The sequence below is a fragment of the Thalassospira mesophila genome (assembly GCF_002115755.1).
Taxonomy (GTDB): Bacteria; Pseudomonadota; Alphaproteobacteria; order Rhodospirillales; family Thalassospiraceae; genus Thalassospira; species Thalassospira mesophila.
Genome location: NZ_JFKA01000012.1, coordinates 87,141 through 104,074, shown reverse-complemented (window position 1 = coordinate 104,074; position 16,934 = coordinate 87,141). Strand labels below are relative to the sequence as shown.

Sequence of the window (16,934 nt, the reverse complement as noted above, 5' to 3'; positions counted from 1 at the left end):
AAAATGACAAGGACAATTGCCTGTGCATTCGACACCCCCGACACGGGAAAATGATGAATTGGCCAAACTGAAGCTTGGGAGTTCGCTTTTTGCGCGCCAGCTAAAGTGGGGGCTTTTAATCGCGTTGTTGTCGGGTTTGCTGATTATGCTTTATCAGGGGGTGTCTGATTATCGCTCGTTGCTGACAATATATAATCAAACCAATCAACGGGTGATCAATTCGGCGTTGCTGGTGGCCAATTCTGCGGTATTGAACCGCGATGTGGAATTGGCAAATGCCGTGGTCGGCAGTGCGCTGGTGCAGCGTTCTGTGGCATCCGCCCGCCTGATCGATGCCAACGGGGATGTTCTGGTCGAACAGCGCCGCAATCTTGATGAATTGCCGCAAAGCATTTGGGTCGACCGGTTGTTTGGCGGCATTTCGACACAGGAAGTCGCGCTGCATGTTCCCGGTGGAAATTTGGCTGATCAGCGTGTGATTGGCGAATTGCAAATTACGTTTTCACCACATGTTTATATCGCAGCACTTTATCGGCGCATGGAAATATCGTTTTTTGGCGTCCTTGTGTTTGCCTTGGTCATTACCTGTGGCCTGGTTGGTGTCACTTACCTGATTGTGACCAAACCCATTTTGGAACTGTCGGCCTATATGGTGACGGTCAACCCGGTGGATGTGGACAAACATTTGCCCATGCCGCCGCCTTACCGCCACGATGACGAAATTCAGTTGCTGGGATCAAGCATGATCGGCTTGTTTGGTCTTATTCGCAACAAGGTGCAAAAACTGGGCAGGGCGACCGATGCCCTGCAGGCCGCCAACCAGACGCTTGAAATGCGGGTTGAGCAACGAACCCATGAATTAAATGAAGTGGTTGAAAAACTGGAACTTCTGGCCGCGACCGACCCGTTGACCGGCCTTGCCAATCGGCGAGCCCTGATGGGCCGTCTTAAAAACGCCATTGCGGTCTGGAAACGGCGCGGGACGCGGGTCGGGGTTATCATTCTTGACCTTGATCATTTTAAAACCCTGAACGACACCTATGGCCATCAGGCTGGCGATACGGTTTTAAAATCGCTGGCCAGTGTTTGTCACAAGGTGCTGCGCGAAACCGATCTGCCGGGCCGTATGGGCGGCGAGGAATTTGCCGTTCTGGTCAATGACGAAGACGAAAAGGGCATGATGGTTGTTGCCGAGCGGCTGAGAAAGGCGATTGAAGCTGACACGATCAGTGCCAATGGCCAGACCATTCACTATAGCGCCAGTCTTGGCGTTGCCTGTTTGCCCGCAGTCGGCGATATGGCACTGTCGGATGGCGAGGGGATGGAAGCCTTGTTACGTCAGGCCCGCGAAGTCGAGGCCATTATCGACATGCTTTATTCCGTTGCTGACCGGGCATTATACAGTGCGAAGGAAAACGGCCGAAACCAGTGTGTTTTCGGGGCATTACCCGCGTCTTTTTCCAAGGCTGGTGAATAACTTCACCCGATGGCCTTCGGAATGGCTGTCTTAAAAAGCGGCGCATTTTTGTATCACGCGGAACTCCTTTCCCAAAAAAACAGAAAACTGCCGTATGCGCGTTGCTTGCGGTTCATTACACCACCCGTTACACCGCGAAGCGAAAAGGTTTGCCATGAATTCGATTGATCATAATTCGTCTGGCACCGCCGACCCGTTTGGCAATATTTTGCTTAATGTCGACAGCTACAAAGCCAGCCACGCCTTTCAGTACCCGCCTGGCACCCAATATGTGTACAGCTATATTGAAAGCCGGGGCGGGAAGTGGAACCAAACGGTTTTCTTTGGCTTGCAGATGTTTCTCAAGCAATATCTTTGCACCCCGGTCACACGCGACATGATCGACGCGGCAGAAGCCTTCTGGAAGGCGCACGGCGAGCCGTTTTATCGGCAGGGCTGGGAGCATATTGTTGATGTGCATACTGGTTATTTGCCGGTTTTGATCAAGGCGGTGCCTGAGGGTGAAATTGTGCCGGGTCACAATGTGCTGGTGACCATCGTTAATACCGACCCCGAATGTTTCTGGCTGACATCGGCCCTGGAAACCGCGTTGTTGCGCGCCGTGTGGTATCCCACAACGGTTGCGACCAATTCTTGGCATTGCAAACAGGTGATCGCACAATATCTGGATTTAACCTCGGACGACCCGGCGCAGATCGCGTTCAAGCTGCATGATTTTGGCGCGCGCGGGGTTTCCAGCCTGGAAAGTGCCGCCATTGGCGGTGTGGCCCATCTGGTTAATTTTTCGGGCACGGATACGGTTAGTGGTGTTCTGGCTGCGCGTAAGTTCTATGGCGAAGACATGGCCGGGTTTTCCATTCCTGCCGCAGAACATTCCACCATGACCGCCTGGGGGCGCGACCACGAGGCCGATGCCTATCGCAACATGATCCGCCAGTTTGGCGGCACAGGAAAGCTGGTGGCGGTTGTTTCGGACAGCTACGACCTGTTTAACGCTGTCGACACCATCTGGGGCGAACAATTGCGTCAGGAGGTTATCGATAGCGGGGCCACCATCGTTATTCGACCGGATTCTGGCGACCCTGCGGTGGTGCCGGTGGAATGCGTTGTGCATCTGGGCGAAAAATTCGGCTATCGCGTTAATGCCAAAGGTTACAAGGTTCTTGCCCCGTGTGTGCGGGTTATTCAGGGTGATGGCATTAACATTGATACCATCGGGCTTATCTTGCGCAATCTGGCCGACAAAGGCTGGGCCGTAGACAATATCGCCTTTGGCATGGGCGGTGGCCTGTTGCAGCAGCTAAACCGTGATACCCTGAAATTTGCCATGAAATGTTCGGCCGCACAGATTAACGGGCGCTGGGTCGATGTTTACAAAGACCCGGTTACCGACCCGGCAAAACACAGCAAGCGCGGGCGACTGGCGCTGATCTGTGAAAATGGCACATACGAGACTGTTGCCCTTGAAACCGCCGGATCGCGCGACTTGTTAGAACCGGTCTTTCGCGATGGTAAGTTGCTGCGTGACTGGACATTCACCGAAATTCGCGAACGGGCCAACCGGCCCGCCGGTGCTTGATGGCGATGTCGTATGGCACGTAAATGTAAGCCAGACGAAGCCGGTGCGGTTTGCGGGGAAAGCCGATAATTTATACCAGTTCTCTATGAGGAAGACTCATGGGGAACTGGTTAGGCGCGACGGCGCCGCGCGGCTTGTGAAGCGATTGGCAAGGGGTTCAGAGAAGCCCGCCCGCCGACTGAGGGCCTCATTGATCGGTTTCGATCAATGAGGTTTGGTATTACGGGCGACAGTGGCACCACAAAAGAAAAAGGCCTGGGCAATGAAGCCCAAGCCTTTGAATTCTTGGTGGGCGCACGGGGATTCGAACCCGGGACCCGCTGATTAAGAGTCAGCTGCTCTACCAACTGAGCTATGCGCCCATCATAAGATGGCACACTTGATGGTACGTGTATTGTTCAAGTGCGGAGCGGGTTATAGCGTTGTCGTAGTGGGCTTGTCCAGATTAAATTGGCCGCAATGCCATTTTTTACGGTTTTGTTAATGGCGCCCGTCATCATTTCCCTGCCGCGAGATGCGAACATCGCGGTGGATGCTGATGCTCATCAGCAGGCCAAAGCTGACCAGAATGGTCATCATCACCGTGCCACCATAAGACACCAGCGGCAAAGGCACGCCCACAACCGGGATCAGGCCCATCACCATGGCAATGTTAATAAACACATACAAAAAGAAGGTGGTGGTCACCCCGATGGCAACAAGGCGGCCAAACTGGTTCGCACAGCGCAGAGCGATGACATAGCCATATACAATCACCAGCGTGTAAAGCAGCAGGAGTGCAATGCCACCGACCAGCCCAAATTCTTCGCCGAGCATGGTGAAAATGAAGTCGGTTTGTTTTTCGGGCAGGAAGTTAAGGTGGCTTTGCGAGCCCAGCATAAAGCCCTTGCCAAACAGCCCGCCCGAGCCCAGCGCAATTTTAGACTGGGTAATATGATACCCGGCGCCCAGAGGGTCGTTTTCCGGGTTCAGGAAGATCAGAACACGGTTCTTCTGGTAATCACGCAGGAATTGCCAGCCGACCGGTATCGCCGCCAGACAGCCCCCCAGCACCAGGCCGAATTTCCACATCCGAACCCCCGACAGCCAGAATATCACCCCGCCCCCGGCGACAAGCAGCAAGGCCGTGCCAAGGTCAGGCTGGCGCAAAACCAGTGCGGCGGGTGCCATCACCATCAAAAGGGGCGGAATAAGCAAGGGAATGCGCCCGGTTTCCTCGATTGTCAGGCCGTGAAAATAGCGCGCCAGCGATAATACCAGCGAGATTTTCATTAATTCGGAGGGTTGGAGCTGAAAAAAGCCAAGATTGATCCAGCGTTGCGCGCCCATGCCGATATCACCCTTGATTTCCACCGCGATCAGCAAAATCAGCGAGATGACATAGGCCGCATAGGACATGCGCAGCCAGATGCGGATGTCGGTAAGGGCAATCAGGATCATAAGGACCATGCCCGCGGCAAAGCGCATCATTTGCCGTTCCGCCCACGGCTGCAGCGACCCGTTGGCAGCAGAATACAACATGGCAAAGCCAATGCCCGACAAGATCGACAGCAAAAGCACCAGCGTCCAGTTCATTAATAATAAACGACGCCCCAGCGGCACATAATCGGGGTCCTGGCCGATGCGATAGCGGGCTGCCATTTAGCTTTCCTGTTTTTTCGTTGTCGTGCGCAAGATTTGCGAGGCCGACTGAATGTTGACGGCCGAAACCCCGGGCCGGCTGGATTTAAGTTCCTGGGCCTTGGTTAAAAGGTCGCGCGCAATGGGGGCGGCCACGCCAGAGCCCGATCCGCCATGTTCCACCACCACAGCACAGGCATAGCGCGGGTTGTCGACCGGGGCAAAGGCAATGAACAAGGCATGGTCGCGGTATTTCCACGGCAAATCATCGTTGCCGATAATGCCGGTCTGGCGTTCATGCATGGAAATACGCCGCACCTGGCTGGTGCCGGTTTTACCCGCCATTTCCAGACCTTTTATTTTGATGCGCGACCGGTATGCCGTCCCGCGGACCTCGTTGGTCACCCCGTTCATGCCATCATGAATATGTGCCAGATGGGCGCGCGCCACCCCCAGATCGGGGAAATCATCATCGGTGCGGGCGGCAACGTCATCCGGGGCGACACGATCGCGTGTCAGATGCGGCTTTACCGCCTTGCCCGATGCCAGACGTGCGGCCATGGTTGCCAGTTGCAATGGTGTGGTCAGCACATAGCCCTGACCGATAGAACAAATAAGGGTTTCGCCGCCCTGCCAGCGTTTGCCAAGGTTGGTTTCCTTCCATTCGCGGGTCGGGATCAGGCCGCTGCGCTCGGAAGGTAAATCCACCCCGGTTACATCGCCCAGCCCCAAACGACGGGCCATGGCGGCAATTTTGTCGATGCCCAGTTTTTGCGAAACCTCGTAATAATAGACATCGCAGGAATGTTTCATCGAGTCATGCATATTGACCCAGCCATGCCCGCCGCGTTTCCAGCAGTGAAACCGCGAATTTCCCAAATCCAGATGCCCCGGGCAAAAGAACCGCTGTTCGGGTGTAATTACCCCGGCCTCAAGGGCGGCCAGTGCCACGCAGGTTTTAAAGGTGGAGCCGGGGGAATAAGACCCGTTGATGGCCTTGTTCGATAGCGGTGAATATTCGTTATTAATCAGGCTGTCCCATAATTTATGGGAAATGCCGTTGGTAAAACTGTTGGGGTCATAGGTCGGATGCGAGGACATTGACAATACATCGCCATTGTAAACATCCATCACCACCGCTGCGGCACTTTCATAATCGGAAAGGCGCTGATTGGTATAGCGTTGCAGTTCAATGTCGAGGGTCAGAACCACGGTTTCGCCGCTTTGGCCTTCTTCGCGGTCCAGTTCGCGAATAACCCGGCCCAGCGCATTGACTTCTACCTGGCTGGTGCCGGCACGACCGCGCAGGGACATGTCGTATATTTTTTCAATGCCGCTTTTGCCAACACGAAACCCCGGTAATTCCAAAAGCGGATCACCGGTCAGTTCCTTTTCGGAAACGGCGGCAACATAGCCCAGTGTATGGGCCAGATGTGGCCCTTCGGGATAATCGCGCGACCGGCCCGCATCAATGATAATGCCCGGCAAGTCGGGCGCGTTGACGCCGACATGCGCGACTTCATCCCATGTCAGATTGTCACGCACGGTAACGGGCACAAAGGACCGGCGGCGTTTGACATCATTTTCCACCCGGTCGATGGTTTCGTCATCAATTTCGATAATTTGCGACAGGATGGTCAGGGTTTTACGCACATCGGGGCTTTGTTCGCGCACGATCAGAATATGGTAATTCTGCTTGTTAACAGCCAGTGGTGCGCCGAAACGGTCGGTGACGATGCCGCGTGGCGGCGGCAACAAACGATGTGAAATGCGGTTTTCATCTGCCAGTGTCGAATAGCGGTCACGTTCCATAACCTGCAGATAATACATCCGCGCAGCCAGTCCGGTCAGCAACACGCCCTGACCGGCGCCCAGCATGATGGCGCGGCGGGTAAACATGCGGTATCTGTCTGAATCTCGGTGCCACATCGGTTGGTCAATGTCCGTATTGGGCTGCCATCGGTCGGAACCGGTGGCGTGGAAGGGATTTCATTTTATCGTTAGCAATGCGCGATGGAAACCGTCTTGTCCGCAATGGGCCGGCTTTTTCGCGGTTATCTTTTTTGTCGGTTTGTGTGGCGATACGCGCCGTTGCGCGCATGCCACGATAGCGGGGTCTTTTGCCGCGTTGTGCCTTGCCTGTCCCTTTTCCCTGTTACGGCCTTTATGGTGGCTCTGTTCGGGGAATGATCCCGGCGACAGGCGGGCATGCGCCCGGCCCTGAACGGCCTAAAGGTTACGTAGCAGACTGTTTTGAAGGCGCACCAGCAACCACGCCACCAGCGGAAAGACTGCAGCTGTGATCAGATAACTAATCACCAGCGGTTCAAATGGCAACAGGGCACCTGTCAGCGCCGAGCTAAAAAGCCATTGAAGCAAAAATGCCGGACCCGAAACAATGGCAAAGCCCCACCACATCACCGTGAAGGCCTTGTTATGAAAAAAACGGCCCTGATTGGCGCTGGCGGCCTGCACCAGCAAGAACACCAGCGAACTGACACCCAGCGGCAGGCCGGTGAGCAAGTCCTGTATCAGCCCCAGCATAAAGGCCGCCAGACCGGTCATCAGATCAGGGCGATTAACCGACCAGTAAAACACCGCCATCAAGGTTAATGCCGGGGTGACATCGGCCAGCTTGGGAATGCTGTAGGGCAAAAGACCAATCAGCAGCAAAACAAAAACGCTAAACGCTGGAACCGTCGATCGTGCGATGACGTCAAGCCGTTGCCATACGCCAGGTTTCACGGTCGGGCGTCCGGCGTGGCGGCGGGCGAAGAACTGAAGGTGGGCGGTTCGGCCATGTCTGGTTCGGCCGGGACGGGGCCAACCCCGACGCCGGTGGGCAAATTATTGTCGCTGGTCGCGTTGCCCTGATCAAGATGGGGCATGTTATGCAGGGCGTCCGGGTCTTTGAGGATGCCCGCCAGCCCGTAATTGACAACCCGCAAATATTCCACCTGATGGCGGCGAAACAGCGGCGCAACGCGAACGGCGTTTTCCGAAACCGACGACACAACCCCGACCGGAATACCTGGCGGAAATGCGCCGCCGTGGCCAGATGTCAAAACCCGGTCGCCCGGGGCGACGGTGGCATCGGCGGTTAAAAATGTCAGAAGCGGTCGGTCGGTATTATCGCCCGACAAAAACGCACGGTCGCGACTGCTTTCAATCATGACCGGGATGCGGGAATTTATGTCGGTAATCAGCAAAACGCGTGATGCCTGATATCCGGCATCGGCGACACGGCCAATCAGCCCTTCATCCGATAACACAGCCTGACCTTTAAGCACACCATCACGGGTCCCGGCACTGATCATCATGCTGTGCGCAAAGGCACCGCCCATATCGGCAATCACGCGGGCACTGACTTCGTGCTGGGATGGCGGGTTGGCATAGTGGCTTAATTCGCGCAACCGGCTGTTTTCATAGGTCAGATTACGGGCGACTTGCTGCCATGCCAGCAATTCACGATTTTCCTCGTGCAGGCGGAGGTTTTCTTCGTAAAGGCTGGCAAAACTTTCGATCCGGTTGGTAACGTCGTCAATGCTGGCTGCCGGGCGCGAGGCCAGGTTCATGAAGGGTGAAACCAGATCAACAGCTGCTCCGCGAATGCGCTCAATCAAAACTGTGTCGGCTTTGCCCAGCAACATCAGGGCGAAACACGAAACAATCAGTAAAATGAACGCAAAACGATGAAGCGCCGTACGGATCGGCGAAAAAATGCGTTGTTGTGGGCCACCGTGCTGAGCCACTCTGTTCCCCGTATTCGCCGCGTGTCGTCGAAAAAATCTTTGTCACGAACAATAGTAATAAAAACGCCGAGTCGCGTCCAGTAAGGATGCGGCCCGGCGATGATTTTCTCACACAAACCTTAATAGGCGGTGTGTAACACGTTCCGCAGCATTTTCTTTTCTTCCAGTGCGCGGCCTGTACCAAGCGCAACACATGAAAGCGGATCGTCAGCAATTGAAACCGGAAGGCCGGTTGCATGACGCAGAACGTAATCAAGATTACCCAGCATCGCGCCACCACCGGTCAGAACAATGCCCTTGTCGACAATGTCGGCGGCCAGTTCAGGCGGGGTCTGTTCCAGGGCAACCTTAACAGCCTCGATAATGGCTGAAACAGGTTCGGCAAGGCTTTCGGCGATCTGTCGTTCGGAAATCAGAAGTTCCTTGGGCACGCCATTCATCAGGTCGCGACCACGAATTTCCATGGTTGCGCCATCGCCATCGTCAGGCGCACAGGCAGAACCGATTTCTTTTTTAACCCGTTCAGCCGTGCTTTCGCCGACCAGCAGGTTATGGGTGCGACGGATATAAGCGATAATCGCTTCGTCCATCTTGTCGCCGCCAACCCGTACGGATCGGGCATAAACAATACCACCCAAAGACAGAACAGCGACCTCGGTGGTGCCGCCGCCAATATCAACAACCATTGAACCTGTCGGTTCGGTAACCGGCAGGCCTGCGCCGATGGCGGCAGCCATTGGTTCGTCGATCAGCCATACTTTGCGGGCGCCGGCACTTTCAGCACTTTCCTGAATGGCGCGGCGCTCAACAGCGGTGGACCCTGAAGGAACACAGATGATGACTTCCGGGCTGGCAAAGCTCCGACGATTATGCACTTTGCGAATGAAATGTTTGATCATTTCTTCGGCAATGTGAAATTCGGCGATAACACCGTCCCGTAACGGGCGAATAGCCTGAATATATCCAGGGGTACGGCCCAACATCAACTTGGCTTCTTCGCCAACCGCGAGAACCTGTTTTTTACCTTTCTCGTCGGTGATTGCAACAACCGATGGTTCGTTCAGGACGATGCCGCGTCCTTTGACGTAAACCAACGTGTTGGCGGTACCAAGATCGACCGCCATGTCGGAGGATAATAGCCCAAGCAGCTTGGAAAACATTCCTGCCCTATGCCCCGGTAATAGAAAACTTTTAAACGCGAATGTATCGCTCTAGATAGCGCAGCGAGAGCGCCTATGCACGAATAAACTGCAACGGATTGCGGAATAGTTAAGGTCGCCTCTGCCTTTGGTGTGCTTAACGTGAATTTGCAGCAATTGACCAGCCCAAAGGTGGATAACAGATCGACCTTGCAGTGGTATTCAACTTTTAGTATGCATCGCTCGGGCGGTGTCGCGAGGGCTTCATTCCAAAAATGTGACAGACTCGCAAAAAACCGGCGAATCGTCATTTTAGACCTGGTGACCGGGGCGACAAAAGCGACCGGGTGGTGAAATTGCGGTCCGGATTTAATCGGTACTGGTACGGCAGGCAGCAGAAAATTGCGATTTTTGGGATCTTTCCAAACAGATCTGATGGACCGGGATCCTTATCCCTGAACGTGCTATCTGGGTGTTGAAGGCATTTTGCGAACGGCACCCGGTGCGCTTGAAAAAGGCACCTGACCAAATTTTTCTGGCCCCCGTGTTCGTTTGCGGGCAGGAGGATTTATTGGCGAAAGGTTTTTATTTTCAACTTCAGGTCGTTGCACTTTAATTTGATCTGGTCGTGGGGAAAACGGTGTTGATCCCGTTGTGACATGTCCGGGTCGGGGCAAGGTTTTTCAACTATCACACAGGGTTGCGTGCTTGAAAAAAGGGCATTGCCGGGGCCATCACAAATCAGCAGGCCTTGTTTCCAGCCTTTTGAACTCTGTGGCGAATCGCACTGTTTGGGCAGGTGTGGGGGAAAATTCTGGTGCGCTATGTGCGGGTTTTATAAAAAAGGCCTCAAATTTTCGCGGACCATTGTTTGTTTTCGTTTTGATATCGATGCGCTGTGCGCGCCGGGGTTGTCGTTACGCGCGGACAACACGTAAATATCACCGGAATGGTGGCATATAATATGCGATTCGGCGGTGCGCGGTTTTGGGTCATACAAAAGCAGACGTGGCCCGATTGCGTGCAAAGGGGGCATTCTGAAAACATGTGCGCAAAAATTCGCCCCGTGTCGCCCCATAACGAAAAAGGGAGAGCCCGCTGGCTCCCCCTGATCGCACAAGATTTGGTAATGCTGTGTGTTTTTGCTTATGACGCCATGGCGTCGGGTGCGGTTTTCTGGCTTTTGAGGATCAGTTTATTAACGGCGGTGACATAGGCCATGCAGGACGCGACCACGGTATCGGTGCTAGACGCATTGCCAATAACGGTGCGGCCATCACCTTCCAGTTTAACGGTAACCTGTGCCTGGGCATCGGTGCCTTCGGTTACAGCGTGAACCTGATACAGTTTCAACTGCCATTCAGTATGCGGATAAATTTCCTGAATGGCGTTAAAGGTAGCATCAATCGGCCCGTCACCAGTGGTTTTGGCGGTTTTGGTTTCGCCATTTACCGTCAGTTCCAGTTCGGCCACCTGCGGGCCTTTTGACCCGCAAATAACGCCCAGCGACACAAATTTAATGTGTTCATTGTCGCGCAGGCCGTCATCGACCAAGGCGACGATGTCGTCGTCATAAACTTCTTTTTTCTTGTCAGCCAGTTCCTTGAAACGGTCAAACGCATCCTGAATGGCGTTGTCGCCCATTTCGGCAAAGCCCAGTTCTTTCAGCTTTTCCTTAAAGGCATGACGGCCGGAATGTTTGCCCATCACCAGGCTGGATTTGTTCAGCCCGATGCTTTGAGGTTTCATGATTTCATAGGTTTCGGCGTGTTTCAAATAGCCGTCCTGATGAATGCCGCTTTCATGGGCAAAGGCGTTGGCACCAACAATGGCCTTGTTGGGCTGCACAACAAAACCCGATACCGCCGATACCAGGCGCGACGCATTCATGATTTTGGTCGAATCCAGCCCGGTCGAATAGGGCATAACGTCGTTGCGGGTTTGCAGCGCCATCAGAATTTCTTCGAGTGCGGCATTGCCAGCCCGTTCGCCCAGACCGTTAATGGTGCATTCAATCTGGCGGGCACCGGCCTGAACCGCGGCCAGCGAGTTTGCAACCGCCAGCCCCAAATCATTGTGGCAATGAACCGACAGGATCGCTTTGTCGATATTGGGCACCCGGTTAAACAGCATTGTCATGATGGCGGCATATTCGCCGGGCGTGGTGTAACCCACCGTGTCGGGAATATTAATGGTGGTGGCGCCGGCATCAATCGCGGCTTCGACGCAGCGACACAAAAAGTCATGCTCGGTGCGCGACCCGTCTTCGGCGGACCATTCAACATCATCGGTAAAGCGCCGCGCAAAGGCGACACTTTCGCTGACCTTTTCCAACACCCGTTCCGGTTCCATCTGCAATTTGTATTTCATATGCAGCGGGCTTGTGGAAATGAAGGTATGAATACGTTTGTTTTCTGCCGGAACCAGGGCTTCGCCTGCGCGTTCGATATCGCCCTTGGTGGCACGCGCCAGCGAGCAAATGGTCGGGCCTTTGATTTGTTTGGCAATTTCATTGACCGAACGGAAATCGCCGTTCGAGGCAATGGCAAAACCGGCCTCGATCACATCGACCTTCAGTTCGGCCAGTGCATGGGCAACGCGCAGTTTTTCATCGAGTGACATGGATGCGCCGGGAGACTGTTCACCGTCACGCAAGGTGGTGTCAAAAATGATGACGCGGTTGTCTGAACTTACCATGGCTTCGTTTCCTGTCTTGGTCGGGCCTGAACGCCCTTGAATAATCTGGTGATTTTTGGAAATTCAATGCGGGCCTGAAGTGCGGCGCGACTGGTTCCCCTGAGCTGCGAGGCGGCACATACCTGTTTCAGGTTGCGGGGGCCTCGGGTGGAACGCTCAGGGGCGGGTAAGTCGTAGCGACCCGCGAGCGGCACAACCTGGAAGACCCGATAGGAGAAGCGCATCAGACATAATCGCACGACCAAATGCCGCAATAGCCGAAACGGCCATGGCATCTTGTGCGCGATTAATGTGAATGGTCTGATTTGCGAACATCGGTCTTCGATCAGGTGAAAGCACAGTTGGTTTGAAGCCCTAATCTTGACGTCATAGGCGTGCAGGTCAAGTAATTTTTGTACCCGCATCGGGTATTTTTTAACTGTTTTTGCCAAAAGGCTACGCTCGGCACGGGGCAAACCGGTTTCCCCGCGTCAATTTCAGCGGGCCGGTTTGGCGTTGGCGGGGCCGTTTAACACGCTTGGCGATGGGCCAGCGCCGCCGCGACATAATTGTTATAACGTATTTTTGCGCCGTGTGCGTGCTGGTCTTGGGCAGTGTGAAAAAGTTCATCGCGCTGTGTCATGCAGGCAATTGGCGAATGGTGCGAGTTGGTATATGCGGGGGGCTGCGTGTTTTGTTAAAATGGATAAAAAGATGGAACTGTCGCTTTTGGCAGCATTTGTGCCGACTGCCTTTTTTGTGTCGATCACACCCGGATTGTGCATGACCCTGGCCCTGACCATGGGCATGACCATCGGGGTGCGCAAAACGATGTGGATGATGGCCGGGGAACTGATGGGGGTGGCGATTGTGGCTGTTTCCTCGGCCCTCGGGGTCGCGGCGATCATGCTGCAATATCCGGCGGTTTTTGCCATTTTCAAATATGTCGGCGGGGGGTATCTGGCGTATCTGGGGGTGCAAATGTGGCGGTCGCGCGGGCGCATGGCCCTGTCATTTGATGCCGCGGCCAGCATCGCACCTGGCAAAACCGCAACCCCGGCGGCCCTTGCCACCCAAGGTTTTGTGACCGCCATTGCCAACCCCAAGGGCTGGGCCTTTATGATTTCGCTGTTGCCGCCCTTTATTCATATTGGCCAGCCGGTAATGCCGCAATTATCGGCTTTGGTGGCAATTTTGCTGGTGATGGAGCTGATCTGTTTGATCCTGTATGCCTCGGGGGGGAAATCTTTGCGGCACTTTCTGGAAAAAAGCGGCAATGTCCGTATTTTAAACCGGATCGCCGGAACGTTGATGATTGGCGTCGGCATTTGGCTTGCCACCAGCTAAGCCAGCCTTCGCGGGCTCTTTCCAGGACATGCGAAAGGTTTGGCGGTAAATTGTCGCCGGGATAGCGGTGTTTAAGCTATCGGCGGGACGTTGAAATAGTTTAAGCTTTTCAGCTGGTTGATTTTTCGATGCGGGAATTGCATCGTTTGATGATGCTATGCCTGCTTCATCTTGCGCCGCCATCACGAAGGGTGGGCAAGGGCAGGTTTCCCGGTGCCGGGATAAAACATTACCGCCGATAAGGGCTGCAAACGCCGCATCCGTTATCCAAAAGCCCGGAAAGAGCAAAGCATATGCGTGAATTGCGCTGTATTATTTTTGAAAATGTCGAAATCATCCGGGCCATTACCGGGCATCGTCGCAAAACGGGCAAACCCTTGCCGCCCGGCCAGATCGGTAAGCTGACCATCAGCACCAGCCCCGACATTGTCGTGACACTGGAACTGGTTCCCGACGATGGTCATTCGTTATTCATCCCTTCGTCGGGGGCTGAACTGGCGGCGTCATTAATTTCCTATTGTATCGAGCTGCGCGTACCCATGCCCGCATCGGCGAAAAAGGCCCTGACGGTGCTCGATGGCCATATCGCGCTTAAAATCACAAAATCCTGAGATCCTGAAAATTTGAAAATCCGGTTATAGCCGGGGCGGGCGTTTTAAAAAGACGCGCTTGAAGGCATGACGACATGATGCAGCAATTACCACTGCATCATTTTGCCTTTCAGGGCATTCATGCGGTCTTTTTCATCCTTGAAATGCTGGCCCGAGGCAATGCCATCCTGCACCTTGGTCATCAGCAGCCATTCCTTAACCTTCATAAAACGCGGTGCCAGAAACTGGTAGGTTTCGCGCACCAGTTTTACCGTCTCGGGGTCGCGTTCCGGGGTCAGGGCGCTCCATTGCTCAAACAAGGGTTCCCACGCGCGCAGCCGACGAAACAAATCGTCGCGTTTGGTGCGAATATATTGGCGCTGGGTGGTAAAGTTACGCAGAACCGACATGATTTCACCGGTATTGGCGTCAATTTCGTCAAATGATGTTTCAAACCGTTTCATGGCATCGTCAATCAGGCGGATAACCTGGGTAACGGTTTCCAATACGCCTTTTTCATGGGCGTATATCCGGCGCAATTCCTGCAATTTACTGTCTACCATCTGCACCAGACGGTATTTTTCGCGCAAGGTTTCAATATAGGCCAGTTCATCGGCGACCTGATGCACCAGATTGATCACTTCTTCGCGGTTTTCCTTGCCCATGCCCAGCTTCTCCGAAACCTCGTCAAAGGCTTCGTTGATTTTGCGTTTGGTGCCGGGGTCTTCGGCAATTTGCAGCAGTTTTTCCGGGTCCGTGATCAGCTCTTCGCTGCCCGACATCCAGGTGACAAGCTGCATGGTGACGCGGTTATAGGCGATCTGGCGGTGATTGTTGTCTACCGCCCAGGATGCTTCACCGGTCAAAACTTCTAACGGCAAATCGTCACCGGGGCGCAGGACATTGATAAAATCCAGTGCCTTGTCAACCAGCCCGATCAGTTCGCCATCGTTGGAATCTTCGTCAATTCCAAATTCGCGACAGACTGCCCGCAAAGGCAGCGACACGGTTGATCCTTCGCTCATTTGCAGGACAAATAACGATTCTTGTGAAATGTCCGATTTTTGAAAATGGCATTCATCGAATGTGCGAAAAATTTTGTGCTGCAGGTCCAGTTTGCGTTCGCGTGTCTGCTTGTTCATTTTGCTGGCTCCGCCCATTCAAGGCCCGTCATCGCAGATATTGCTCTTTATATGGTTCTGCCGCTAACGGCATAATGTTTTTAACTGTCGTCGCGCGTGACGTCGTCTGCAGTATCGAAACGAAAATAGCTTGTTCGCGCGAAGTATTGCAATCGCCATATTCGCAAACCTGCCCGTTGATGATGCCGGGGCTATCGGGGCAGGCCATGACACGGCATTTGTATGGATGTGGGAACGTTATGCCGCGCAACAACCACTTCGGGCGGTCTAATTTGGAAAAACACAAGCATAAACCCGTTTTCCTTAATGAAAACCGCGATGTGACTACGTTGTCATCATCGCACGGGGAACTGCCGAAATAAAACTGGCCATCGGTATATGGTTGTCAGGTGTGGTTAATCCAGCCGGATGCAGGTGTTTCGTCCGGCCTGCTTGGCGCGGTACAGGGCTTCGTCGGCGCGATCAATGAATTCCAGAATGTTTTCACCCAGCTTCAGGCCGCTTAATCCGATCGATACGGTAAGCTGGCCAAAATCCTTGCCGGTTTTTTTGTTGCGAATGCGGCGAGACGACACATTCTGACGCAGCTTTTCAGCCAGTTTTTCGGCATTTTCCGGCGTGGTGTCGGGCAGAATGATCGAAAATTCCTCGCCGCCATAGCGCGCCACCGTATCAGCACCTTTGGTCGAATTAACCAAAACCCGTGCGACTTCTTTTAACACGCCATCACCGGCACGGTGGCCGTAATTGTCGTTAAAATGTTTAAAACGGTCGATGTCAATCATCAGCAAGGTCAGGGGCTCGCCGGTTTCCATACTGTTGGTAACCGCTTCGCGCAAGGACGCATCAAACATTTTACGGTTGGCAATGCCGGTTAAGGTGTCGGTCAGGGCGTCGCGGCGCACCAGTTCAAGTTCATTGCGCACGCGGCGAACTTCGCCGTGATATTGTTGCAAGGATCCCTGAAAATCAACACAGCGCTGGCGCGTGCTGTTGGTGGTGTTCACCAGGCTCGTCGTGATACCGCGCACTTCCTCAATCGAGATTTCCTCATCCTCGAAACGGGTGGCGGCATCGCCCAGATGGCCGCAGAAATCCTCGGTTTCGCGTAAAACCTCGTCCACCGCATCTTCAACCCGTTCAACTGCCGCCTGCAGCCCGGCAACACCCGCCGTCAGTTGCCGGTCAACCGCGCTAAGACCAAAATATTTATGGTAAAGCCGGTAAACGGTTTCCTCGTTCAGGTCCTGGGTGTTACGCACAAGAACACGGATGATCTGGCTGAGTTCAGAAATCTCGTCGGCGAGATAGGCATAGAAAACGTGAAAAACCTGTGGCGTTGGCTGCAAGTTCAAATCCGTGATCAGGGCCATGGCATTTTGAGCGATTTCACGCGGGTTGGCTATCTTGGTCGCTGCGGTCACTTGCTAATTATCCGATCCGGTATCGTAAAAATCCAAACTGGTTCTAAATCCCGCAGCGCTCGTGTGGTGCGCGTATCTGTTCCGTCGCGGTCGATATGTAAAATTTGCAAAATGTGCAAAAAAACAACCGCAGAACTTATTATTTCTTCGTACCAGAAACTAATGCACGCTTATTGATCTTATTGCAA

13 protein-coding genes and 1 tRNA gene are annotated in these 16,934 nt (G+C 54.0%); 4 read left to right on the top strand and 10 right to left on the bottom strand.

Features of this window, described 5'->3' with window-relative positions; translation table 11 throughout:
- Positions 1-22: 22 nt before the first annotated feature.
- The gene (locus TMES_RS18995) at positions 23-1,477 is read left to right on the top strand and encodes a sensor domain-containing diguanylate cyclase (RefSeq protein ID WP_085585484.1); all 1,455 of its coding nucleotides are present in this window, start codon (positions 23-25) and stop codon (positions 1,475-1,477) included.
- A 154-nt stretch (positions 1,478-1,631) separates the two neighbouring features.
- On the top strand, positions 1,632-3,056 hold the full coding sequence (locus TMES_RS18990; RefSeq protein ID WP_085585482.1) for a nicotinate phosphoribosyltransferase: 1,425 nt from the start codon (positions 1,632-1,634) through the stop codon (positions 3,054-3,056).
- 286 nt (positions 3,057-3,342) lie between these two features.
- Here the strand turns inward: TMES_RS18990 and TMES_RS18980 are convergent.
- From TMES_RS18980 to TMES_RS22700, 8 genes are all read right to left on the bottom strand, one after another.
- Positions 3,343-3,418, bottom strand: a tRNA-Lys gene (locus tag TMES_RS18980).
- Between the two features lie 118 nt (positions 3,419-3,536).
- Entirely contained in the window at positions 3,537-4,697 is a 1,161-nt protein-coding gene (rodA, locus tag TMES_RS18975; RefSeq protein WP_085585478.1) for a rod shape-determining protein RodA, read from the bottom strand.
- Complete coding sequence (gene mrdA / locus TMES_RS18970) at positions 4,698-6,605, bottom strand: penicillin-binding protein 2 (RefSeq protein ID WP_085585476.1); 1,908 nt, start codon at positions 6,603-6,605, stop codon at positions 4,698-4,700.
- 300 nt (positions 6,606-6,905) lie between these two features.
- On the bottom strand, positions 6,906-7,421 hold the full coding sequence (gene mreD / locus TMES_RS18965) for a rod shape-determining protein MreD (RefSeq protein WP_085585474.1): 516 nt from the start codon (positions 7,419-7,421) through the stop codon (positions 6,906-6,908).
- The gene (gene mreC / locus TMES_RS18960) at positions 7,418-8,428 is read right to left on the bottom strand and encodes a rod shape-determining protein MreC (RefSeq protein ID WP_085585472.1); all 1,011 of its coding nucleotides are present in this window, start codon (positions 8,426-8,428) and stop codon (positions 7,418-7,420) included. The genes mreD and mreC overlap by 4 nt, the downstream gene beginning before the upstream one ends.
- Positions 8,429-8,547: 119 nt before the next feature.
- Positions 8,548-9,588: a rod shape-determining protein gene (locus TMES_RS18955; protein ID WP_085585470.1), complete on the bottom strand. Its 1,041-nt coding sequence runs from the start codon at positions 9,586-9,588 to the stop codon at positions 8,548-8,550.
- Between the two features lie 1,125 nt (positions 9,589-10,713).
- On the bottom strand, positions 10,714-12,264 hold the full coding sequence (locus TMES_RS18950; RefSeq protein ID WP_085585468.1) for a 2-isopropylmalate synthase: 1,551 nt from the start codon (positions 12,262-12,264) through the stop codon (positions 10,714-10,716).
- Positions 12,258-12,719, bottom strand: a complete 462-nt coding sequence (locus tag TMES_RS22700) for a hypothetical protein (protein WP_143589733.1) — start codon at positions 12,717-12,719, stop codon at positions 12,258-12,260. The genes TMES_RS18950 and TMES_RS22700 overlap by 7 nt, the downstream gene beginning before the upstream one ends.
- Before the next feature lie 238 nt (positions 12,720-12,957).
- Here TMES_RS22700 and TMES_RS18945 point away from each other — a divergent pair, with 238 nt between their 5' ends.
- Positions 12,958-13,590, top strand: coding sequence for a LysE family translocator (locus TMES_RS18945; RefSeq protein WP_211275961.1), 633 nt, complete (start codon positions 12,958-12,960; stop codon positions 13,588-13,590).
- Positions 13,591-13,883: 293 nt separating this feature from the next.
- On the top strand, positions 13,884-14,201 hold the full coding sequence (locus TMES_RS18940; RefSeq protein WP_085585466.1) for a hypothetical protein: 318 nt from the start codon (positions 13,884-13,886) through the stop codon (positions 14,199-14,201).
- Between the two features lie 86 nt (positions 14,202-14,287).
- On the opposite strand, the gene TMES_RS18935 is transcribed toward TMES_RS18940, so the two are convergent.
- Entirely contained in the window at positions 14,288-15,322 is a 1,035-nt protein-coding gene (locus tag TMES_RS18935) for a hypothetical protein (protein ID WP_085585563.1), read from the bottom strand.
- Positions 15,323-15,717: 395 nt separating this feature from the next.
- Positions 15,718-16,746 carry a GGDEF domain-containing protein gene (locus TMES_RS18930; RefSeq protein WP_085585464.1) on the bottom strand — a complete coding sequence of 343 codons (1,029 nt, stop codon included), beginning with the start codon at positions 16,744-16,746 and terminating at the stop codon, positions 15,718-15,720.
- Positions 16,747-16,934 lie beyond the last annotated feature (188 nt).